General features: G+C 46.1%; 11 protein-coding genes. All 11 read left to right on the forward strand.

Features of this window, described 5'->3' with window-relative positions:
- Positions 1-993 precede the first annotated feature (993 nt).
- The 11 genes from HMPREF9448_RS04115 to HMPREF9448_RS04165 all read left to right on the forward strand — a co-directional run bounded on the left by HMPREF9448_RS04115 (position 994) and on the right by HMPREF9448_RS04165 (position 23,664).
- Positions 994-4,068: a SusC/RagA family TonB-linked outer membrane protein gene (locus HMPREF9448_RS04115; RefSeq protein WP_008861333.1), complete on the forward strand. Its 3,075-nt coding sequence runs from the start codon at positions 994-996 to the stop codon at positions 4,066-4,068.
- Positions 4,069-4,080: 12 nt separating this feature from the next.
- Positions 4,081-5,754 carry a SusD/RagB family nutrient-binding outer membrane lipoprotein gene (locus HMPREF9448_RS04120; protein WP_008861334.1) on the forward strand — a complete coding sequence of 558 codons (1,674 nt, stop codon included), beginning with the start codon at positions 4,081-4,083 and terminating at the stop codon, positions 5,752-5,754.
- A gap of 43 nt (positions 5,755-5,797) precedes the next feature.
- Entirely contained in the window at positions 5,798-6,628 is an 831-nt protein-coding gene (locus tag HMPREF9448_RS04125; RefSeq protein WP_008861335.1) for a hypothetical protein, read from the forward strand.
- A 17-nt stretch (positions 6,629-6,645) separates the two neighbouring features.
- Positions 6,646-8,298, forward strand: a complete 1,653-nt coding sequence (locus HMPREF9448_RS14940; RefSeq protein ID WP_008861336.1) for a PKD domain-containing protein — start codon at positions 6,646-6,648, stop codon at positions 8,296-8,298.
- Between the two features lie 69 nt (positions 8,299-8,367).
- Positions 8,368-11,127 carry a family 10 glycosylhydrolase gene (locus HMPREF9448_RS04135; RefSeq protein ID WP_008861337.1) on the forward strand — a complete coding sequence of 920 codons (2,760 nt, stop codon included), beginning with the start codon at positions 8,368-8,370 and terminating at the stop codon, positions 11,125-11,127.
- Positions 11,128-11,193: 66 nt separating this feature from the next.
- Positions 11,194-12,651 carry a hypothetical protein gene (locus HMPREF9448_RS04140; RefSeq protein WP_008861338.1) on the forward strand — a complete coding sequence of 486 codons (1,458 nt, stop codon included), beginning with the start codon at positions 11,194-11,196 and terminating at the stop codon, positions 12,649-12,651.
- 265 nt (positions 12,652-12,916) lie between these two features.
- Positions 12,917-15,355 (forward strand): phosphodiester glycosidase family protein, encoded by a 2,439-nt coding sequence (locus HMPREF9448_RS04145; RefSeq protein WP_008861340.1) that lies wholly within the window; start codon positions 12,917-12,919, stop codon positions 15,353-15,355.
- 21 nt (positions 15,356-15,376) lie between these two features.
- Positions 15,377-17,839, forward strand: a complete 2,463-nt coding sequence (locus HMPREF9448_RS04150; protein WP_008861341.1) for a phosphodiester glycosidase family protein — start codon at positions 15,377-15,379, stop codon at positions 17,837-17,839.
- Positions 17,840-17,858: 19 nt separating this feature from the next.
- The gene (locus HMPREF9448_RS04155; protein ID WP_008861342.1) at positions 17,859-20,339 is read left to right on the forward strand and encodes a phosphodiester glycosidase family protein; all 2,481 of its coding nucleotides are present in this window, start codon (positions 17,859-17,861) and stop codon (positions 20,337-20,339) included.
- A gap of 18 nt (positions 20,340-20,357) precedes the next feature.
- Positions 20,358-21,269: a TolB family protein gene (locus tag HMPREF9448_RS04160; protein ID WP_008861343.1), complete on the forward strand. Its 912-nt coding sequence runs from the start codon at positions 20,358-20,360 to the stop codon at positions 21,267-21,269.
- 10 nt (positions 21,270-21,279) lie between these two features.
- Positions 21,280-23,664, forward strand: a complete 2,385-nt coding sequence (locus HMPREF9448_RS04165) for an Ig-like domain-containing protein (RefSeq protein WP_008861344.1) — start codon at positions 21,280-21,282, stop codon at positions 23,662-23,664.
- Positions 23,665-23,973: the final 309 nt, after the last annotated feature.

Here is a 23,973-nt window from a genome sequence, read left to right on the forward strand (position 1 = left end):
AATAAAAAGATTTATACCCAGCCCTATGGTGTCAAAAAGGTCTTTTCCGCCTTGTTTAGAGGCCAAATCAAAGATAGCGCAAGAGAACACAAGCAAACGAATCTGTTCCTATCCAAAAGCATTCTATCTCTGCATTTTACGCAAATATAGGGAAAGGTGAGCGCAAAGGCAATCAAGAAATCTAATTTCCGATTTGACTATGCCGAACCGCATCCTATATTCTTTTCTACAAATATAAGGAAAGGCAACCACTCAAAAAAAGAACTTGCTCATTTTTTCGCTAAGCCATATCTCATATTCGATAGAGTCAAAGATACATAAAGAAAAACTCATTATGAAAAACGACAACATTTTTTATCTATCGAAAGGCTTCGAAAGAGAAAAATCTCTTAGATATCTATAAGGTTTTAAATCTTTATCAAACTTAAAAAGTCCCCCCGAAAAAACCAACATTTTATTCGACTTTTAATCGTTTCGGTGATAGTATCGCCTAATAAAGTTTTATTAAGGATTCTTTCGAAAAGGAAATAGGAGGTTATGGCTCATTATCCAAGAATATGAAATTCCCGCATGACTTATTTTTTTGTACCGTATTTATATAGAAAAAATGTGATTTCTTTTCGGTTTTTCGATTTTTGGACGGAGGATATTATGTATCGAGAATATATTTTTAGAAAGCCCGCCCCCTAAAATCTAATTTCTATCGAGATGGTTTATAATTGTGAAAATATGACTCTAATTCTAAAAAATAAGTCAAAAGCGAAAAAAAGTGGAAGAATTAGTTTTCGATTTAAAAATAGAACGCTATATTTGTACAAGTAAAAGATGAAAAATAAAACATAAACACTTAAAATAATAAAATATAACACAAACTTTTAACAGCAGTTTTAAACGTTGATTTAAACCACGAAAAACAAGAATCAACCATGATTAATTCAAATAAATTATAAACGAGTATTTACTAACCTTGATTATTAACAAACAAGCAGTATTATGAGAAGACAGGTGCTACTTCTGTTATTTTCCTTATTTGCTATAGTAGGTTTCGCTCAACAACGCACCGTAACGGGGACCGTTGTATCTGCCGAAGACGGACTGCCCGTTATCGGGGCATCGATCCATGTCAAAGGATCCTCACAAGGAGCGACAACCGACTTAGATGGAAAATATTCTATTAAAGTCAATGAAAACGCAAGCCTAACATTCAGTTACGTGGGTATGCAACCGAAAACGGTGCAAGTTGGAAACCAATCTGTCATCAATGTAACTTTAACCTCGTCATCGACACAATTAGACGAGGTTGTCGTAACAGCGATGGGTATTCGGGAAGAAAAGAAAAAACTGAACTTCGCCGTCCAAAGTCTAAATGCCGACGAGGTTACTGCCGGACAATCGGCAAACTTCGTAAATTCTCTACAAGGGAAAATTGCCGGTGTACAAGTATCAGGGAGCGGAGGTTCACCCAATTCCAGTTCCCAAATCATCATTCGTGCGATTTCGTCCATCAACTCAGGACAAAATAACGAACCCCTGTTTATTATCGATGGGATGCCCATGCGTGGAGGCGGTTCGTCGGCCGGTGACATCAACCCGAACGACATCGAAAACATGACCGTATTGAAAGGTGCTGCTGCATCGGCATTGTACGGCTCGGAAGCAGCCAACGGTGTAATCCTAATCACCACGAAAAGCGGTAAAACCGGACAGATCGTCGTGAACGGTAGTGCCAGCGTACAAATCGACAACAGCGTAAGAATCCCTAAAATTCAACAGAAATATGCTCCGGGAAATCTCGGTTTCTATAAAGAAAATTCCGTAAGCGGAGGTTGGGGTCCTCTTTTGAAAGAAGGGGAAAGAACCTACGATAACGTCGGAAACTTCTTGGGAACGGGATTGTATCAAAAATACGATGTGAACGCTTCGGGAGGAACAGACAAATTCACAGCTTATGCATCGTTCAACTACACTTCTACCGACGGTGTTGTCCCCGAAGATTACAAGAATCGCATGGGTGCTTTGTTAAAAGCAACTTTCACCCCTTCGAAATGGGTAAAAATCAATGCATCATTAAATTATATCGATACGAAATCCCGTTCATTCGGCAATAGCATGAGTTCTATCTACACTTGGCCTATCAACAACGATATGCGAGTGTACAAAACGCCATTGGGAAAACCCGTTTACAGCATAGAAGACGGTGGTCGTTACGACAATTGGAATGCCCTTACAGACGCCGATAAAATTGCAGCCGGAGTAAGCCCTTATTGGGGACGTTACGAAGACGGAGGGGAGACACAATCTTCACGTACTATCTTAAACGGATCGATCGAATGGACTCCCATAAAGGATTTGACCTTCACCGGTAAAATCGCATACGACAAAGGATATACAACTTCCGACGCCTACGCCAAACCTCGTTTCGATAAAGACGAACTGGACGAGAGCGTTATTTCCAAATATCTCTACAAATTCGGTTCTTATAAATTCGAACCCAGCCGTAGCGAATTGCTCACGATACAGGGATTGGCCACATACAAAGTAGATTTGTTCAAAGATTTCAGCATGAATCTGTTGGCCGGAGCCGAAATCATGATCAACAAAAGCTATGAAGCCACTATGGCGGGACAGGAGTTCGTATTGGAAGGAGACTATTACAGTTTCAACAATACGAATACCGAAAACTGGCTGAAAACGGGCGACTATCCCATTTCCTACTTCCGCTCCAAGAAAAACAAATACGGGTATTTCGGAGAATTACGATTCGACTATAAAGGAATCGCCCAATTAAGCGGAACAGCCCGCTACGACGGTTCCTCTACCTTGAAACAAGCCGAAAAATCTTCCTACTTCTATCCTTCGGTAACGGCAGGTTTAATTTTCAGCGAATTGTTCCACATCAGTAACGATTGGTTCAGCTATGGTAAAATACGCGGAAACTGGGCACAAGTCGGGAAAGATGCTACTCCCAACAAATTTACCAAAGCCTATCGGGAAGCCTCTACATTCCCCGACGGAGGATATAGTGTCGACCCCACAGCTTCTTACGCGATTACGCTGGAACCCGAAATGACAAAGTCGTGGGAAATCGGAGCCGATTTAAGATTCTTCGACAGCCGCACCCGTTTAGATGTAGCCTACTACTCGACTACGGTAAACAACCAAATCGTAACCGTGAGAGTTTCGCCTTCATCGGGAACTATTCTACAAGTCCGCAACGAAGGTAGTATCGAGAATCACGGTGTGGAAGCTACGTTAAGCCAAGACATTCTTCGCAGTAAAGATTTCGAATGGACCGCCAACCTCAACTTCGGGTTGAATCGGGGTGTCGTAAAATCGTTACCCGAAGACGTGAGCGAAATTCAAGGAACTCAGTTCAGCGATATCTATACTACCGCCTATCTAAACGGTTCGACGACGGGTATTTCAGGCAAGGACTATATGCGTGCTCCCGACGGACAAATACTTATCGACGAGGACGGATATCCCATTATCAACCCGGCCAAGAGCGTATATATCGGTAACCGCGAGCCCGACTTCCTGATGGGATTGAGCAGTACGTTCCGATGGAAAGACTTGACTGTATCGTTCTTGCTGGACGGACGTGTAGGAGGAGACGTATATAACGGAACCGCACGCTCTCTCTTTACCAACGGTATGCACAAATCGTTGGAGAACTACCGTAACCGCGAAGTAGTCGTAAAAGGTGTAGTCGCACAACCCGACGGAACTTATGTACAAAACAACAAGCCTATCATTTTGAATCAGACCAACCTGAATACCTATTTCTATGGCGTAAGCTCCAATTTTATCGAAGACGGTTCTTATCTCCGATTGAGTTACGTCACCGTAGGATATGATTTCACACGGTTCTTGAAAAAAGGGAATCCCTACATTAAAGGATTGAGAGCTTCCATTACAGGCCGCAATCTCTTCCTGTTGACCAAATATTCGGGTTCTGATCCGCAAATTTCAACTTCGGCAGCCTACGGTACAGGAACGATGGGTATCGACAATATGTCTATCCCGGCCACCCGCAGTTTCAATTTCACTATAAACGCAACATTCTAACATCAAGGAACCATGAATAAATATAAAGTTATCATATTATCGTTGTTAATCAGTTTCATGGGCGCAAGTTGCGAAGACTGGTTGTACGACAACGTCAACGAAGATGCCGCTCATGAAGTTCTGCCCCAACAGGTATTGCCTGTCGTGCTGTTCTACTCGGCTCAACTTCAATTCGACCATGCCGAATACGGCGCTTATCTGACCCAAACATTGACTACCGGCGGACGTAACCAAACGTCGAGTTTCGCATACAAATCCGGCTGGGGCGATTTCCTGACGATGAACCGTCACCCGCAATGGCGTCGCCACTTCTACGATATCGGTGTCAATGCCAAAGAAATCATCGACGAGGCTCACGAAGCACAAGCGTGGAATCTGGAACTCATCGGCCGTACCCTTCGGTTAATGTCCACCCAAATGACAACCGACCTGTTCGGAGACATGCCTCGTTCGGAAGCCTATGAATCGAACAGTCCGCACTACGATACGCAAGAAAGCATCTACGAGTGGATGAATCAAGAAATAGAAGAGCTGATAGGCATGTATGAAGATCCCACTTATACCGAAGCCGCGACCAATATACCTATCGATCAATCGATCGACCGTGTCTTCGCCGGAGATCTAAATAAATGGAAACACTATACCTACGCCTTAAAAGCCCGGTTATTGCTTCGCAAATTGCCGAATTGGGAAAACAATGCGGCGACATGCCAAGCCATCATTACAGCTGTCAACCGGGCACTCGAAGGTTGGGAAGATGTACTTTATCGTTTCGACGGCGGTAACGGAGCCCAAAATTCTCCGTGGGGCGAAGCCTTCGGATCGACCGAACAAGGAGGTCTCGGCTGGGAAGGACGTGGCAACATGTTGAATTCGGCTGTTCCTACCAAATATTTCATGGAAAATATATTGGGCGTATTCGAATCGCATAACAACCTGAGAGGCTGGGCGGAAGATCCTCGTATCCTCGCTTTCATGAGTGCACGGCCGGGTCCATCGGGAACAAGCGATTCCGGTACTGAAATGCGTTATCTCGATACCAATATCGGTATGGACGTTTCCTACAAAGTGGATAACTACCCCACCTTGTTCCCCGAAGTCGACGGCAAGAAAGTTTCGGTCTATACGCAAAACACAGGTTATGTTCCCCTCTTCCTCGAAGAAGAACTCCTGCTTATCAAAGCCGAAGCTACTTATTGGAGCGGCGACAAGCCGACGGCCCGTTCATTGACCATGCAAGCTGCCGAAATTAATTTCGACCGATTCAATCTTTCCTCGATTTATGGAAGCAGTTATACCCGCTATCGCAATAACTATTTGGGAAATGAAACCGGAACAGGAAACTACGTAACTACCTACTTCCCTGCCGACGGATTCAACATCGGGCACATCATGCGTCAGAAATATGTTTGCCTCTATCTGCAACCCGAACAATGGACCGATATGCGTCGCTACAATTACAGTTGCGAGGAGAACGGAATACAATATGACAATACCTATGTATACCCCGGATTAAAACGGCCCAATAATATTTATGAAGCTCATTGGGGAGACGATCCCAAAGCATGGATCAACCGTATCAACTACGACCCCGAAACAGAAGAAAAATACAACAAAGCCGAATTGGAAAGACTGGGCGCATACAAAAACTATCAATGGTTGCGCAAACCTATGATCTGGCAATAAATAGAAAAGAATCGAAGTATTACAACAAATAATAACACTCGATATGAAAAACAAAGTAAAAATAGCGTCTCTTCTGCTGGCAATCGCCGGATTATCGGGTTGCGAAATCAACGACCCTGTAAACGATTGGGCAGACTTGGGACAACAAACCGCATACGTTTATTGGGAGCTGAAAGATGCCGTGAACGCCGGTAGCGACCTCGATTTCAGAGTTTACTATTATGCCGACGGCAGTACGATAGAGAAAGCCCAAGTTTGGTATGGAGTGAGCAGTACGATCAATCGTGCCGTTACATGCCCATACATCAGTTACACTTATACCGAAAGCGAGACCGACGAAGTAGTCGCCTCGCATTTGGTGAAAGAGTTCGATCCTCAAACCGTGTCGTGGGACGATGCCAAGTCGTCCTACATTCTCGACGCCACTTTCCCGGTCTCCTCTTCATGGGCTAGCGTGACATGGGCCAGTGTAGGAAGTTCCGATTTTACCGAAACTTTATTCAAGACCTATTATCCCGGCGACTACGAGACCAACTTCCGGGAGGCTCTAACCACTCAAATAGAGACCGATTACCACGGAAACATGAAAAAAATCGTTGTCGATGGATTCATGAAAATGACCGAAGAGGAATATGAGGCTCTCTTCACGAAAACGACCAACGAAGCCAACGAAGAAGTATATGAAATCACCGACGAGAATAAAGCCCGGCTCGATGGCATCGTTGCAGCTCTAACCACGCCCGAACTCATCTTCGACGGCAAAGAATACGGAGTAAACTACAATTGCACCTATACGTTGAGCGCAAAATTCCAAGTAAGCGACTCCAACGGTGTGATAAGCAATACCGATATTAAAAATATTACTGTCAACTAATAGAAACGGAAAGAACAATGAAAGCATTAAGAAATATAAGTTTGACGGTTGTCTTGTTGGCTTCGTTATCTGCTTGTGTGGAAAACGATCCCACTTACAATGTATATCCCAGTGACGATGTAGCGTTTACCTACCACATCACGAACGAAGGATACGAACTCGACTATCTGGTAGGTTCCACCATACAGTTTACCAATACATCGGCCATCTCGGGTACATGTACTTGGGACTTCGGCGACGGGGAAACTTCGACCGACGTTAATCCTACCCATACATACAGTTTACCCGGACAGTACGAGGTAAAATTGACCGTAGGCGACGACTATACGACTCGTCCCTTGCTCATCAACGACATTAAACCTACGATCGTCGCCAAAACGGAAGATGATAAAATATGTGTCATCAACGATGTCGAAGTGACTTTGGAAGTGACTTTACGAAATCCGGCCGCATCGGAAGAACCGGAATATACATGGGTATTGCCCGAAGGAACGACCTTGCTCGATCACCCGGAAATAACAGGTAATACCTATACCGGCGAAAATCCGGGCCGATTAGTCTTCAAAAACATAGGTTCGCAAACCATCACGTTGAAAACCACTCTCGGCGGACGTGCGCTCCAAGATGTAAAAGCCAATGTGCAAGTAGGTACGCCCAATACATCGAAAACGCTCTACTATGCGGTAAAAAGTGGAAACGTAATGGCCTACAAACTGGATTATAATGTCCCTGAGGGAAGTAATAACTCTCCCTTCGACTTAGGCGTAAAAGCGGGAGCTCACCCTCTGAATATGCTGTTCCATAATGAAGTTCTATTCGTGCTCGACTGCGGTACTCAATTCTCGTATGTCAACGATGAAGATGGAACCCGGGGCGACGGCAAAATCACAGCGGTAGCCAAAGACGGGAGCAGTATGGAAACCGTGCTCTCCAACATCGGTAACGCCGCCTTCAACGATCCTTTCTACGGTTGGATAGACAACGAACAAATCTATTTCGCCGACCGGAATACAGGTATCCGACGCATCGGTGTCAACGAACGTAACTTGGCACTCAGCACCAGCGATGCCAAATACGATTATTTCGTTCAGAACAATCGGCTCGAATACTACGGTAACCCGTGGCAATACGGTGCAATGAATGCTTGCTTCGCCAAAGTGGACGGGTTGTGGTATTGGGGCAAAACATACGGCGGAGGCGGTATCTTCCGTTTCGCAGAAAGCGATATCAGCCCTGTGGACATCAGTCGAGGAACCAACCCTCCCTATGCTACGATTTTCCCCGATGAATTCGTGAAATCGTTCGTGATAGATGCCACCAATCAAATTTTATATGCCGTCATTCGAGACAAAGGCCTCTATGCCGTTCCTTTAACAGATATTACGGCCAACGACGCGACAAAGACCAACACGAAAGCCGAGAGCAAATATCTCGTAGCGAGCTTCAAATCGGACAGCGAAGGAAGCGTAGGAGAATATGTCGATGTCTGTCAAATGGTACTCGACAGCTCCGACGGTTCGGTTTACTTCGGACTCCGTGCCGAAGAAGGCAGCTCGGAGACATCGGGAGTAAAACGCTGGAATCCCACGACGAAAAAGCTGGAAACTATCGTATCGGGGGTCAATGTCTACGGTATAGCACTGAACAACGAGTTATCGAACCTATTCTAAAAACAAAAGCCTGATAATTTTCCGCCGGTCTAACCGACCGGCGGGAAAAAATATCTTAACTAATTAGATATGAAATACATCGCAAAAATAGCAATCGTACTGTTTACCTTTTGGTTAGCTATCCCGACAGTCGCTCAAACTCCTAAAAAAGAGGTCAGAGCGTTCTGGTTATCGACCGTATGGAGATTGACGTGGCCGAAAACTACCGTTATCTCGAACACCGGAAATGCGCAAGAAATCCAAGAACAAAAAGACGAGTTAATCATGTTGCTCGACTCGGTAAAAGCAGCCAATGCCAATACCGTTTATTTCCAAGTGCGCGGCCGTTGCGATGCAATGTATAAATCCTCTTACGAACCGTGGTCGAGCGACCTCGTAGCGACACGAGGCATGGACCCGGGGTACGACCCCTTGCTGTTTGCTGTCGAAGAGGCTCACAAACGGGGTATCGAAATTCACGCATGGTTCAACCCCTACCGGTATGAGAGCGTACTGCACCAATGGGACGGAACGCCTCAAAATTATCGGGAATCTCACCCGGAATGGCTCTTAGACTATTCGGACGGTTCTATCTTGAATCCGGCAATGCCGGAAGTGAGAGACCATATCACCGCCATTATTCAAGAAGTCGTACAAAACTACGACATCGACGGTGTTGTCTTCGACGACTATTTCTACATGTCGGGGACGACCGACGACATGGACGACGAATTATACCAGCAATCCAATCCCGACAACCTCTCTCGGGCTGACTGGCGGCGTCAGAATGTAAATAAACTGATCGCTCAGGTTTACCGAATGATTCAATCGGAAAAACCTTATGTGCGATTCGGTATCTCTCCCGCCGGTGTATGGTGCACCGATGCCACGATAGCCGAGCGATACGGCGTTACTCCTACCCCGGTAGGTTCCGATTGGGCGTACGACGATATCTTCTGCGATCCTATGGCATGGATACAAGAACACTCTATCGATTACATATCGCCGCAAATCTATTGGACGATAGGATCGAGCAGCGATTACACGCTTATCGCCGAATGGTGGAGCCAAATCGTAAGGCAATTCGGTTGTCATTTTTATTCGAGCCATTCGGCATCCGATTTGAGCTCGGCCAAAATGCCATCAAAATACGGAAAAACGACAACCGGTACGCTATCGTTCGATTTAAACGGAGAAAAAGTTTCTTCCAAAGCGCTCTCTCCCATCGAACGGAAAACAGCCGAAGAAAACGAATACATAGTCGATGGCGCAACCGCTTCGTTCAAAGGCTCCGAACTGGTCAATCAAATTAAAGTAAACCGCACATATGACAAAACGGGAGCCCCGGGAAGCGTATTCTACAACATGCGCAAGGTAACCCATACTTCGGGAATGCTCTCCTTGTTGCGGTCGGACGTCTATAAATACCCGGCTCTGATACCGGCCATCAGCTGGAAAGCGACCTCCGATCCCGGATTAGTATCGAATATTGCTTTCACTAACGGTCAATTATCATGGACGGGAGCAGAGGGTATGCGATACGCCGTATATGCCGTACCGGAAAATGCGGCACAAACGACCGCTTGCCGGGATGCCCGCTATCTGTTGGGGCTCTCATACAGCACCGACTATTCCATACCGACAGTTTATCGCACGGGGTATACATACGCGGTTTCCATCGTCGACCGTTACGGAAACGAGTATGCACCCTTGTTCATGGGAGCCACGGCAGGTACAAACGAAGCCGTGACATTAAATACTCCGGTAAACAACGGAACGGCCATAGGCAACTACGAATTCACGTGGAGCAGTGTCGCCGATGCGTCCTATTATATAGACATTGCCCGCGACGATTTATTCACCGACCTCATACTCTCGCGGGAAACTACCGGTACTTCTTTCCCTTCGAGCTATCTGCCCGACTTGGAAAAAGGGACTTATTACTGGCGGATTCGTACACGAAAAGCCAACTGTTCGGACGGCATCTCTTCCGTATATGCATTCCAGTCCGGTCCGTTCGAAATAGAATCTCCGACCAAAGGAGCTACCGAAGTGTCTGTCACGCCTTCTATCACTTGGACCGAATATCCAAACGCTACGGAATACCGACTCGAAATAAACAAATACGACGACTTCCGCTCTATGGGTAAAGTTCTCGACCAACGATATAGCGAACACTCCATTACCCTCCCCGAAGGCGTATTGGTGGGAAATACGAAATATTACGCACGCGTAACCGCATACGCAGGCTCGACAGAAAGTATCAGTAAAACGACGAATTTCACGACAGAATCGAAAGAGCCGTCCATACCGGTCATTCTATATCCCACGCAGGGAGCGACGGTCGAAGCCACGTCCTTACAAGTACGCTGGGCAGAAGAACCGTTCGCCAGCACCTTCCGTATCGAATTACACACCAACGACCAGTTTACCCCGATACGAAACGTAAAAAGACAGACCGTAAACGCATTCACTTACGAAACGGAATTCGACAACTTGACCGACGGTACATGGTATCTGCGGGCCCGCTCGGAATATGTAGGAGGCGAAACGGAATATTGCGATACAATATCCTTCACTTTCAAAAATTCATCGGGTATGGAAACTCTCGAAAAGAGGGGTAAATGTTATGTCATACAGGGTGAGAATCCCGCTCTCGTCGTAGGAAACGACGCACGTCACATAACGGTCGATGTAGCTAACTTATCCGGGCAAATTATCGGGCGTTTCGCCGATATGGAAAATCCGGCAGCAGGAGACCGTATCGAATTGAGCGGGCTTGTACGTGGAGTCTATGCGGTCATCGTCCACATCGACGGAAAAAGAGAGATATTGAAATTGATTCACTAACAATCTGATATATTGAATTATGCAATATAATTTTTCATTTATTTATTCATTTAATTTATTTTTATCATGAAAAGATTATTACTTGGGATGGTTGCTGCATGTATGGCAACATCGATGGTCGCTCAAGATCCGGCGACGTATGAAAAAGCAGGTGAATACACATTGGAAAACTTGTGGATGAAAGCTGCCACTACCGGGAATAATATGGGAGTAGCCGATCAGTTAGGTGGAGCTAACGACTCCCGTGGTATGACAGTTAAAGGAGACGAAATGTTGTTTGCGTACAGAGCTGCTTTTACGGGTATCAAAATCTATGATTTGAAAACCGGAGATAAGAAACGTGATGTTCAATTCGACGCAGAAAAGTTTAAAATCACCTACACTTATACCAAAATCGATACTATCGTAAACGCTCCCGGCGACACGACATTCCAACAGACACCAATGGAAGAACAAAAAACGCCCGGATTCCTTTGCAACGATATTCAGGTAGATGATGCCGGAAACGTAGTTGTATTCAACATGTCCACTGCATTGAACGGCGAAGCTATCGGCGTTTGGAAAATCGACATGGCGAGCGGAGAGCCCACCAAAGTAATGGAATTGGCCAACAAAGATGGTCTGCTCGACGGCTATCGTGTCGACTATTTTGCCGTGAAAGGCGATGTTACGAAAGATGCTATCCTCATGTTCCCGGTCAGCAGCGGGAAATATGTGATTCGTTGCGATATTAAAGACGGACAATTAGCCGGACAAACAGGTGACTATGAAGGTTATAATTTCAAAGTTATCGAAATCAAATCCTATTATCCCGCAGAAGCTGTCGATAACGGAACCGGACCTCGTGTTTCAATCATCGATAACGACTACTTCTATTTGGACGGCTTCAATAGTGCAGCATCTCTCTACGACATGAGCGGTTCTTTGATCGAAAGCGTAGGTGATGCCCCCGAAGAATGCGCTATCAAAAACGTAGGAAACAACGGTATCTCTGAATTTACATTGAACGACAAACCTTTCTGCGCATACGTAATTTCCAATACGGCCACGACTCCTGCCCAAGCATGGAATATTATCGAAATGGGCGAAGGTCCTACATTTGCCGGTGCAACTTATTACTGGACATTCCCGCAAGGTGGTATGGGCGATATTTCGAACCCTGTTCGTACCGCATTGCCCCGTATCGCCAAAGTAACCGACAAAAACGGTAAAGAAGCTGCTTATATCGCTGTCTACGCATCGGGTAGCGGAGCTGCCGTTTACAAAATGACTCCCGACGGATATGACAATGACTCTGAATCGGGTATCGCTAACGTAGCTGCCGACAACGTGAAGATATTCGTAAGCGGCGATGCCATTTATTTCTCTGGCATGGCAAACGCTGTCGTTTACAACTTCGCCGGACAAAAAGTAATGGAAGCTGCCGGTGTACAATCTATGGCCGCTCCTGCCGCCAAAGGCATTTACATTGTAAAAGCGATTATCGACGGTGTTGAAAAAGTTCAAAAAGTCGTTGTGAAATAAGCCCTTCGCGCTGAGCGACATTTAAAATCTATTTTTTAGAAGAAGGGCGGTATATGTAAGTTATATATATATCGCCCTTCCCTTTACCCTTCCCTATATAAAAGTTCAAAAAATATTCAATCTGCCTATCGTATCTCAAAAGTAAATGAGACTCCGACAAACGGGAGATTCGAGAATAAGATTTGAAAAAGAAGCTGAAATTCATTCTATCCGTATCGATTAAAACATTTCTAAACCAATCCTTTTGTATTAAACGGTTGCCCCTATGAAAAAGATTTTTACACTTCTCGCAATTTTTGCTTGTTTACCCATACTGCTCAGTGCCAAAGGCCCGGCAGTCATCGGTGGCAGCACCTACACGGCCGATACCCTCTCTCATTACAAAGTAGGCCCCGGAACTTATTACACCGCCATTCATTTCTATGGTCCCAAAGACATGAGAGCCTTTTATTTGGAAATCGACGCTACCAATCCTTATCTCTCTTTCCAATCGGTCTTGGGTCGGGATTCGTTGGTTACGTGCGAAGGCATTACCAACATGGCCGCCCGAAAAAGCAAAGAAGGCAGCCGTTATTTCGCCGGTACGAATGCCGACTTTTTCGCCACTTCGGGAGCTATCGGAACTCCGGTACACGGATGTGCGGTAGAAGGCCAATTGGCGAAAGTTCCCGTATCTTCGGGCCCTCAAACATCTTTCACGACAAACGACGAATGCTTCATCTCGTTCGTCACTTATGCCGGAGAACTCACCCATAACCAAACCACATATACCATACACAACGTAAACGGAAGCCGAAGCACCGATCAATTAGTACTCTACAACCGTTATGTCGGGAATTATACTCATACCAATGCTTACGGATATGAAATACCGGTAAGTCTCGCCGACGGAGAAAAATGGGGTCTGAACAAGACCGTGAAACTGAAAGTGGCAGGTACAGGATCGGCTGCCGGAAACATGGCTATCGCCGAAAACGGAGCCGTATTATCGGGGCATGGAACGTCTGCCGACTTTTTGCAAACCTTGCAACCCGGCGACGAACTGGAAATAAAAATAATGCTCCAACTCGAAGACGGCAGTTATCCCGACATTAATTGCATGGTAGGCGGGGACCGTAAAATATTGGAAAACGGAGAAGTTCTCGAAACCGATTGGGCAGAGCTCCACCCGAGAACGGCAATCGGTTACTCGGCAGACCGTAGCAAAGTGTACATGCTGGTAGTCGACGGACGTCAAGGCGGATATTCCGATGGCGCTACGACCAAACAAATGGCCGACATGATGAAATTCGCCGGAGCCGCCAATGCCATGAATCTCGACGGTGGCGGATCGAGCGGTATGTATATCGAAAAATACGGACAGGTGAACAGCCCCAGCGACGGACACGAACGCGCTGTCAGCAACGGTATCTTCGTGGTATCGAATGCCCCGGACGACAATACCGTGGCCGAAATCTTATGCACTTCGGCCTACTACTCTCTCCCCAAAAACGGCATATTCACACCCCATTTCATGGGATACAACCAATACGGGTATCTGATAGATACCGATTTACAAGGCGTTACATTGCGTTGCGACGAGTCTCTGGGATATATAAAAGGAACCGACACATTCGTAGCTTCGGGTGACGGCAAAGGAAAACTATATGCGACTTACAATGGCATAGAAACCTCCATCGATATAGTCATCAACGAGCCGCAAGGTCTTACGCTTCGACTCGATTCGGTCATCAACGACGGGCTTTATGAATATCCCATCGAAGTAACAGCCATCGTTAACGGAGAGAGTATGCTCATTTCTCCCGATGTATTTTCATGGACCGTTCAAGACCCGACGATATGCGCCGTCACCGAGGGACTTTTAAAGGGCATCGCGAACGGTAAGACCGATATATATTGCCGTCAAGACGACTTTACCGACACGCTATCGGTAACCGTACAAATTCCCGACAGGCGCAACAGAGCGATAGACGATTTCTCGGATGCCTCGTCATGGGACATCACCAACTCAGCATTGAAAGACATATCGATCGTACCGACAGCACAGGGAACAGAATTGCGATATACATTCAGTTCAGGCCGCGCTCCCTATCTGCAAATCGCCAAAGACATTTACCTGTACAGTCTCCCCGACTCCATGCGAATCACGCTCAACACCGGAGCGACCCAAGTGAGTAAAATAGCACTGTCGATGAAAAACAATGCATCGAGTACTTCCACATTGACCGAATTCGAAAATATACCCCAAAATACCGACCATGTTATCTCGATTCCCATGAACGGATATTTCGAAAACTACCGCGACATGTCGTTATATCCCGTGAAATTCCAAAGTCTGAAATTATTTATCCTCGGTTCGTCTCAAACGGCAGGGAACCAATATGCTATCGCACTCAAAGAATTTTCGCTCATTTATGACGGTATCACGGTAAACGTATCGAATCCCGAAATAGCTTCCTTGCTGCGGGTTTACCCCAACCCTGTCGAAGCAGGCGAATCTCAAATACATTTCGTTTTACCCCAAAATGCCGATGTAAACTGTGAATTGTACAACCTCGGCGGGCAGCTTCTAAACCGAGTAGAAATGGGACAAACACCGGCGGGAGAAATTACCCTGCCGATAGGTAATTTGGCGAACGGAACTTACCTACTGAAAATATATCGTAACGGCATCGCCGATAGCGTGAAAATCATTGTCAAGTAAAAAAATCAATATAAAAAAGTCATGAAAAAGATATTCAGCTTCCTTCTTTCCGGGGTATTGTCTCTCTTTATTTATGCTTCGGGAATAACCATCGGAGGCAAAACCTATGCGGTAGATACCATCGTACACTCGCACGATATAGGTCCCGGTACGAAATATGCCTTTTACGATATACCCGCCTATCCGCTTAAATTCCATGTCATGGAAGTGGACCTTACCAATCCATACGTAGACATCGAGACTTGCCTTAGCGGAGACAAAGCCGTCGCAACGGAGACCCCGTCGAGTATGTCGGCCCGCAACAACCGTCCGGGGCACGAAGTCCTCGGTGCGACGAACGGCGACTTCTATCAATACCAAGATCCCATCGAAATAGGAATCCCCCGCAGCGGGCAATACCGTCGGGGCGAATGCGTGACGAATCCGGTAGGGCGCGCCTCATTCGTCCTCACTCCCGATCGGGTTCCTTACATCGACCGTGTAAACTTCGCCGGAACCGTACGTTCCGGCGATAACAGCCACCGGTTACACGCCGTAAACATGCAACGTCTGGAATGGGAAACAGAAACCGCCCCCAACTTCATGCTGCTATACACCAACGCCTACGGTACGGAAACTCACGCCACCACCGGCGGAACGAAGGTCATGCTGCATGCCAAAGAGGGCGAATTGTTTTTCGGGGCGAACAAAAACATCGTGTGCGTTGTCGATTCGGTTTTCGCCAATCCGGGCATATCGCCTATTCCCGAACAAAGAGCGGTCTTATACGGAGTAGGCACAGCCGAAACCTTTTTGAAAAGCCTCTCGGCCGGCGACGAACTGACTGTCTTTTTAGGTACAGATCTTGCCTCGGCTCCGGGTTTGCTGACCGACTTCAAGGAACAAATGGGCGGAAGCGACCACATCATATTGAAAAACGGAGTCCCGGCCGACGTATGGGACGAAGAACACCCCAGAACATGTATGGGTATTTCGCAGGATAAAACCAAAGTCTATCTTATGGTAGTAGACGGCCGTCGGGCAGGATACTCGGCAGGGGCAACCCTCAGTGTATTAGGCGATCTGTTCCTTGCCATAGGCGCATACGATGCTGTCAATCTCGACGGCGGAGGATCCTCGGCAATGGTTATCAACCAACAAATAGTCAATCGACCTTCCGATAATAAGGAACGAGCTGTCGGTAACGGCGTACTGGTCATTTCAAAAGCGCCGATCGACGATGTTACCGCCCGATTGGAATTCGAGCCGATTCACTATATACTTCCCTCCTACTGTCGGTTTATCCCCCAAGTGACGGCATACAACCAATACGGATTGATCGTGAACCCCGACTTCAAGGATTATACGCTTTCCTGTTCCCCCGAAATAGGTTACATAGACGAGAGCAATGCATTCGTAGCTTACGGTAATCCGGGACACGGAACCATCACGGCAACCTACAATGGCATATCGGTGACAAAAGATGTAACCATACAAGAAACCGATTTCGCCATGCGTCTCGACTCCGTAATTTTGGACGGATACGAAGAGTATCCCATCGAAATATCGGCTATAATCGACGACAAAGAATTCGTACTGAATCCGTCGACCCCTCAATGGGAGGTCGCCGACCCGGAAATATGCGGTATATCGAACGGCGTTTTATCGGGTCTGAAAAACGGCGTAACGACTGTAACCGGAAAGCTCGATGATTTTACCGGCTCTTTGAAGGTAAAAGTAGAAATACCGCAAACTCATATTCAACAGGCCGACCAGTTCACCTCCGGCTGGGAACTCACAAGTATCTCGGCGATAACCGACGTGGCTCTGACACCCCATGCGAATGGAGAAACAAACCTCGAATACACATACAAAAGCGGCAGACAGCCTTACATACAAATGGCTAAAACTTTCAGCTTTTACAGTATCCCCGATACATTCAGAATAACGCTCAACACAGGCGACACCAAATGTTCCAAAATAACCATGTCGATGAAAGGCGGACTTATGCCGACCTCGCAAATCATGGAATGGCCCGCAGTGAACCCCAACGAAGACTTCACCTATGAAGTCGCCATGAACGACTTCTTGGACGATAAAGAAGACCTCGGCAATTACCCCGTACAGTTCCAATATCTTAAATTTTTCTTGGATGCCTCCTCACAGACCGCAGGACAAAAATATAAGATTCGCATCAAAAATTTCGATTTGGTATACGACAAAGTCACTTTGAGCGTCCCAAACATTGCATTGGCATCCGCGTTACGAGTTTTTCCTAATCCGGTTAAAGCCGGTGAGACAGACGTATATCTGCAAATCGAAGAACCGGCCGAAATATCGGTACAAGTGTATGACTTGAACGGGAAACTGCTCGTTTCGAAAGATTACGGCAAGTGCGAAAGCGGAGTCATAGCCATACCCATTTCGAGCCTGCAACCCGGCAATTATCTGCTGAACATCAACAAAGACGGTAAAAGCGATGTCGCCAAACTGATTATCAAATAAATCACTTATCCACAAAATCATGAAAAAGGAACTATTCGTTTTCGCCTTATCTGCCCTATGCGGATTAAGTGCCGAAGCAACCATAAACATCGCAGGCGTGGAGAAACAGGTAGACACGCTGGAATGCCGTACGGTAGGGCCGGGCGTTCAATATGTGCGTATGCACATGCCCGAATATCCACTGGACGTCTATACCATGACTATCGATCTGAACAATCCGTATAACGATGTGGATGCTTTCATCGGGAAAAACCATGCCGGAAGTACCGAGGCCATGACCTCGGCATATACCCGATTGTCCACTCCCGAACATCAATCCATCGGGTCGATAAACGGTAACTTCTGGATTGTTTCAGGACAAAATATGGACGACCGCCTACTGGGACAACCGCACAGCGGTTGTATAGTGAACGGAGAAATAGCCACTGAACCGAATGGCTGGAACCGAGCCGGACGAGGAGACGAAATAGAGAAATTGCAGGAGATAGGATTCGTCGTTCTCGACCAAGAAAAAAAAATGTGGATCGACGACATGAATTTCGAGGCGAAAGTCATAAACGCCGCCAACGAAAGTTTCGCCATCGCCGAAGTGAACCGTATCCGCAATGAAAACGAAATTGTACTTTACAACCACTTTACCGGACAAACGACCAGCGACATCGACGGAACCGATGTACTCATCAAACCCGTCGAGGGAGCATCGTGGGGGCTTAACAAGGACGTGGAATGCGTCGTAACCCGTATCGTGCAAAGCAAAGGCGGAACCGAACTCGAAGAGGGTGAATATGCTCTTTCGGGAAACGGAACAGGTGCAGAGTTTCTAAACCAAATGAATGTCGGCGATAAAGTAAAGATAAATACAAAACTTACTACCCGCACCGACAATCTGATTCCCATAGCTGAGCAAATGCTCACCGGTAACGCTCTCGTCATGAGGGAAGGGAAATTGACTCCCCGAAACGAAAACGAAGCATATAACTCGCAAACCTATTCGCGCTCGGGTATAGGCATGTCGCAAGACGGAAAGACGCTCTATCTGATCGTTATCGATTACAAGTCGAGCACTTCGGTAGGGACAAACACGGCGACGATGTGTTACATACTGAAACAAGCGGGAGCTTGGAACGTGGCCAACATGGATGCCGGAGGATCGGCTCAGATGATGTTGAGAGGTAATCTCGTCAACAACCCGGCCGACGGAAAGGAACGTCCGGTATCGAACGGATTCATGATCTTTACCAACGCTCCCGAAGACAACACGTTGAACAGCCTTGCTTTCGATAATTACAATTTGGAAGTTCCTTCCTACTCTTGTTTCGAGCCGACTATTCTGGGATACAACTCATACGGCGTATTGATCGATACCGATGTGCAAGAATTTACATTAAGTTGCGATGCCTCGTTAGGAACCATTTCTTCGGACGGAAAAAAATTCTATGCCTCGCCGAATGCGACTTCGGGTTACCTTCACGTCACTTCGGGAACAGCGACAGGAAAAATAAAGGTAACTGTAAAAGAAACGGATATCGTCATGAAGAACAGTGAAATCATAGCCGACAAGGCTCACCCCTACTCTCTCGAAGTCATTTCTCATATCGGCGAAAACACGTTCACATACGACCCTTCGTCATTGTCTTGGAGTATCGAAGACCCGACTGTCTGCAAAATTGAAAACGGAATATTGACCGGAATAAAAAACGGAACGACGAACATTACCGGCAGCATAGGCAACTTCTCCGGGAACATGAAGGTAACCGTCGAAATACCGGAATCCCCCAAAATCCCGGCCGATGATTTTTCCGGCTGGACTACAAAATCCATCAGCTCCATCACCGATGCCACCGTTACTCCTTCGGGGAACAATCAGGCCATATTGGGATTCACTTACAAAACCGGACGACTCCCATACGTAGAAATGGACAAAGCGATTACCCTTTACAGTATTCCCGATACCTTGCGCATGCTAATCAATAGTGAGATACCCGTGTCGAAAATACAAATAGCCTGCAAAGCCAATGGCGACAAAGAGCAGTATCTCGAATACGAAGGAATAACAGTCAATGAAGATTATCTCATCAGCATTCCTCTGTCCGATATCACCGGAAAAAACAACAGAGGAGGATTTCCCGTCTCTCTGAATTATATCAAATTCTATATCAACACGACCGGGACGATTAGCGGACAAGCCTATAAGATACATATCAAGGAGTTCTCTCTGGTCTATAACGGCATAGAAAGCGGAATAGACGAGACGGTGGCCGGTAACAAAAACATGGTCGTCTACCCGAATCCAATAACGGGCAATACCCTCTTCTTACAGGGGGAGAACATCGTTCCCGGTTCGTCGATACGCATATACGACCGAGTGGGGGCATTGATACTGGAACAACTACTCGACGAAACAGGAATCGTAAACATCGGCGACCAACAGCCGGGTGTATACATCGTGAACGTGCAAAATGAGCTAGGGACCCATGTATGCAAAATCGTTATTCAATAACTTAATTCATTATAATCCATGAGAGTAAATTTAACCATAATCCTGCTAGCATGTATCGCATCGCTATCGGGACAGAATGTAAAAGTTACCAAACATTACGAGATAACCCCTTCGGTCGGACAATCGGCCTTCTATCCGATACTTAGTCCCGACGGGAATCGAATCGTATATACTTCTGAAAATTTTTCCGGCTTAAAATCATACGATTTTGCGTCAGGGAAAAACCAGATTATCACTACTGCCGAGGGAGCCGGGTTCGACCCGATTTTCAGCACCGACGGTTCAACGGTGTATTATCGGCCGCAAAGCATCATAAACGGACGTGTTCACCGATCTTTGAAAGAATATAACTTGATCGAGAAAGCCGAAAAACAACTTATCGCCCCAACCCGCGATTTGAAACGTCCGGTCGCCATCTCAGGCGGTATGGAAGTAGTGGCCGACAATAAACTTATGAAAAGTACAGGCTCTCAAATAAGCGGGAACTATGTCTATTCCATCATCAAAGAGGGAAAAATAATCGTGTGCGACGGTAAAAACACCCGCATATTACGTCCTTACGGCGACAAAGTGGAAAGTTATTTGTGGACAGCCGTATCGCCCGACGGATCCAAAATCGTGACTTATGCCATAGGCGTAGGAACCGTTGTACTCGATATGCAGGGTAACATACTTGCCGAACTGGGCGACTACGAATCCCCTACGTGGTATGGCAACGATTTCGTTGCAGCCATGAAAGCGACCGACGACGGTCACCAATTTACTTCGTCGAAAATCGTATTGTTAGACTGCAACAGTAAACAAGTACACGATTTGACATCTCCTTCCGAAATGGGTATGAATCCGTCGGCCTCGGCCGAAGCAGGCAGAATAGTGTACAGCACGGTCGAAGGAAAACTTTTTATGTTGGAATTGAATGTAACGAAATAACCTCATCGCCATGAAAAAATATTATATCATTCTCATTGCCTTCTTGGGCTGTTTAGGCTTGCAAGCCAAAGATATGACCGGACTTAAAATTTACATCAATCCGGGTCACGGCGGTTATGACTCGGACGACCGCAATGTAGCCGTATATCCGTATGCACAAGGCGACACACTCGGTTTTTGGGAATCCTCGTCGAATCTGCACAAAGGATTGATGTTAAGAGAACTGCTACAAGAGCAGGGAGCTACCGTAGCGATGTCTCGCGTATTAAATCGGACGGAAGACGACCGAGGACTCGAAACCATCGGGCGGGAAGCCAGCGAATGGGAGGCCGACCTGTTTTTCTCCATACACAGCAATGCGACCGGCACGAGCCGCCGGGATAATTTCCCGATGATGTTGTTCAGAGGATATACCGAAAATCCGGTAAAGCCCGAGGACAAGGTAGCGGCAAAGATACTGTTCAAGCACCTTATCGAAAACCAAGTAACCTATTGGACTCAAACGGAAGAGTATGTCGTGGGCGATTTTGATTTCTATCCCGACTGGAACAATGCAGGATTGGGAGTCCTCCGAAAATTAACCGTCACCGGGTTTCTTTCAGAAGGTTCTTATCACGACTATGTGCCCGAAACATATCGTTTGCTCAACATGGACTACAAATGGATGGAGGCATGGCATTTCACCAAAGCTGTCATGGAATACTTCGACACAGAAGGATTCACAACGGGAAATATCGCCGGTGTTATTTATGATAGTCGCATGACCCGTACCGAATCGTACGTACAACACGGAAGAGACAAGCAAGTGCCATTATGTGGAGCCACAGTAACCCTGTTGCCGAACAATATAACCTATACGACGGATAACCTATACAACGGCGTATACATGTTTAAAAACCTCGCTCCGGGTAATTACCAGCTAAAAATCGCAGCGGAAGACCATTACGATCGGACAATCTATGTAACAGTGACAGCCAATACAATAAGTTATACCAATGTGGCTATGGACAGAGTGAGAAATACAGCACCGGAAGTCACCTCTTACAGCCCTGTCATGGAAAACGAAACAGACAGCATCAACTGTACGACTCCCATTGTCTTGAATTTCAATTGGGATATGGACACGGAATCTGTACAAAAGGCTTTCTCGATCGACCCGCCGGTAGAAGGGAACATTACATTCGAGGATTCACAGTACCGAATGGTATTTACCCCCACTCGTCCTTACGAGGTAGCTACCCTATATACCGTAAAACTCGATAAAAGTGCAAAACACCCGGGTAATATGTCTATGACCGAAGATTTTTCCTTCACGTTCTTAACGCAGGGAAGAAACCAATTGAAACTATTGGCAGCCAGCCCATCGGAAGGAGCGGTACTACACTATCCGAAACCGACGATCGAAGTAAGATTCGATAATGTTCTCGACCCTGTCAATATTCGAGACCTCATCAAATTACAGGATAGTGAAGGAAACGATGTCAGCATCAACTTGCGTTCTGCCAAATACAACCAGTTAGGAGACTCCTACGGGAACTATTATTTTACCACAGCTGCCGATTTGAAACAAGGACAAAATTATAAATTGAAAATAGATGCCTCGTTGCACGATGTGGAAAATATAGCGATCGTAGACCCCATCGAAATCAATTTTACCGCCGGAGATGTAAGCCGCTCCGAAACAGCCGTCGAGGAATTCGAAACTCCCGATATGATTACATTCGATGCGACCCAAAGTATCGGGACAACCACTGCAAAAGCGATTCGCTCTACCGCTCAAAAACTGTTCGGTAGCGCATCTTACAATTTCACATACACGTTCAATGCAGACGAAGCTCGCGCCGTATTCACAACAGCCGATACATTCGGAAGTTCCACTGTGGTCGACAATACCCAAACTATCGGTATGCACATTTACGGCGATCTTTCTTGCGACGAAATATGGCTGCAACTATCCTCTGGAAACGATACACAAGAGATTTTATTGACGAATGTCGATTTCAGAGGCTGGCAATTCCGGGAAACCCGTTTGGACCAGCTGAATCCGGGAAAGGACTATCGCATAAGCGGCATAAAGATAACGAGAACAAAACCGTTCTTCTCCGAATCGGGTAGTTTCTTCTTAGACAATATGCTGGTATATACCTCCTCGGATATTCACTTTATCGCTACATCGAAAGCCGTAAATGTTTATCCTAATCCGGCCTCCGATATATTAAAAATTCAGTCTGACACCTCCGTACAACGGTGGACCCTGTACAGCCTATCGGGAAGCTGTATCGCTACCGGTTCGGAAACAACGATAGATACCTCGAACATTCCCGCGGGAACGTACTTGTTGAAAATACAGACCGAAGGAAAAGAGTTCTGTTATCCGGTTTTGATTGTACATTGACAAAGGATTAAGAATATACGGGCGATAAAGTATAAACGATCTGCTTTGTACTTTACCGTCCGTATTTTTATCGTACTATTTTTAACAGAATTTTGATACTTTACAGTAAAATAAGTATTCTATTTGGAAAATGAAGAAAGATATTTTATCTTTGCATAAGATGCAGAAATAGGTTGTGCCTCAGTAAAATCGATGCTAACATTGTTTCTACTTTCGAACGGCACTATTCTCATAAAAGATAAACGACACTCGCCGATACGAAAATTAATTTTCATCACGGCCGTTTGTTTTATCTTTATAAAGAGTTGA

This window comes from Barnesiella intestinihominis YIT 11860, from assembly GCF_000296465.1.
GTDB lineage: Bacteria > Bacteroidota > Bacteroidia > Bacteroidales > Barnesiellaceae > Barnesiella > Barnesiella intestinihominis.

Coding starts and splice junctions, on each gene's coding strand:
- HMPREF9448_RS04115 (WP_008861333.1), top strand. CDS start 994: ATGAGAAGACAGGTGCTACTTCTGTTATTTTCCTTATTTGCTATAGTA.
- HMPREF9448_RS04120 (WP_008861334.1), top strand. CDS start 4,081: ATGAATAAATATAAAGTTATCATATTATCGTTGTTAATCAGTTTCATG.
- HMPREF9448_RS04125 (WP_008861335.1), top strand. CDS start 5,798: ATGAAAAACAAAGTAAAAATAGCGTCTCTTCTGCTGGCAATCGCCGGA.
- HMPREF9448_RS14940 (WP_008861336.1), top strand. CDS start 6,646: ATGAAAGCATTAAGAAATATAAGTTTGACGGTTGTCTTGTTGGCTTCG.
- HMPREF9448_RS04135 (WP_008861337.1), top strand. CDS start 8,368: ATGAAATACATCGCAAAAATAGCAATCGTACTGTTTACCTTTTGGTTA.
- HMPREF9448_RS04140 (WP_008861338.1), top strand. CDS start 11,194: ATGAAAAGATTATTACTTGGGATGGTTGCTGCATGTATGGCAACATCG.
- HMPREF9448_RS04145 (WP_008861340.1), top strand. CDS start 12,917: ATGAAAAAGATTTTTACACTTCTCGCAATTTTTGCTTGTTTACCCATA.
- HMPREF9448_RS04150 (WP_008861341.1), top strand. CDS start 15,377: ATGAAAAAGATATTCAGCTTCCTTCTTTCCGGGGTATTGTCTCTCTTT.
- HMPREF9448_RS04155 (WP_008861342.1), top strand. CDS start 17,859: ATGAAAAAGGAACTATTCGTTTTCGCCTTATCTGCCCTATGCGGATTA.
- HMPREF9448_RS04160 (WP_008861343.1), top strand. CDS start 20,358: ATGAGAGTAAATTTAACCATAATCCTGCTAGCATGTATCGCATCGCTA.
- HMPREF9448_RS04165 (WP_008861344.1), top strand. CDS start 21,280: ATGAAAAAATATTATATCATTCTCATTGCCTTCTTGGGCTGTTTAGGC.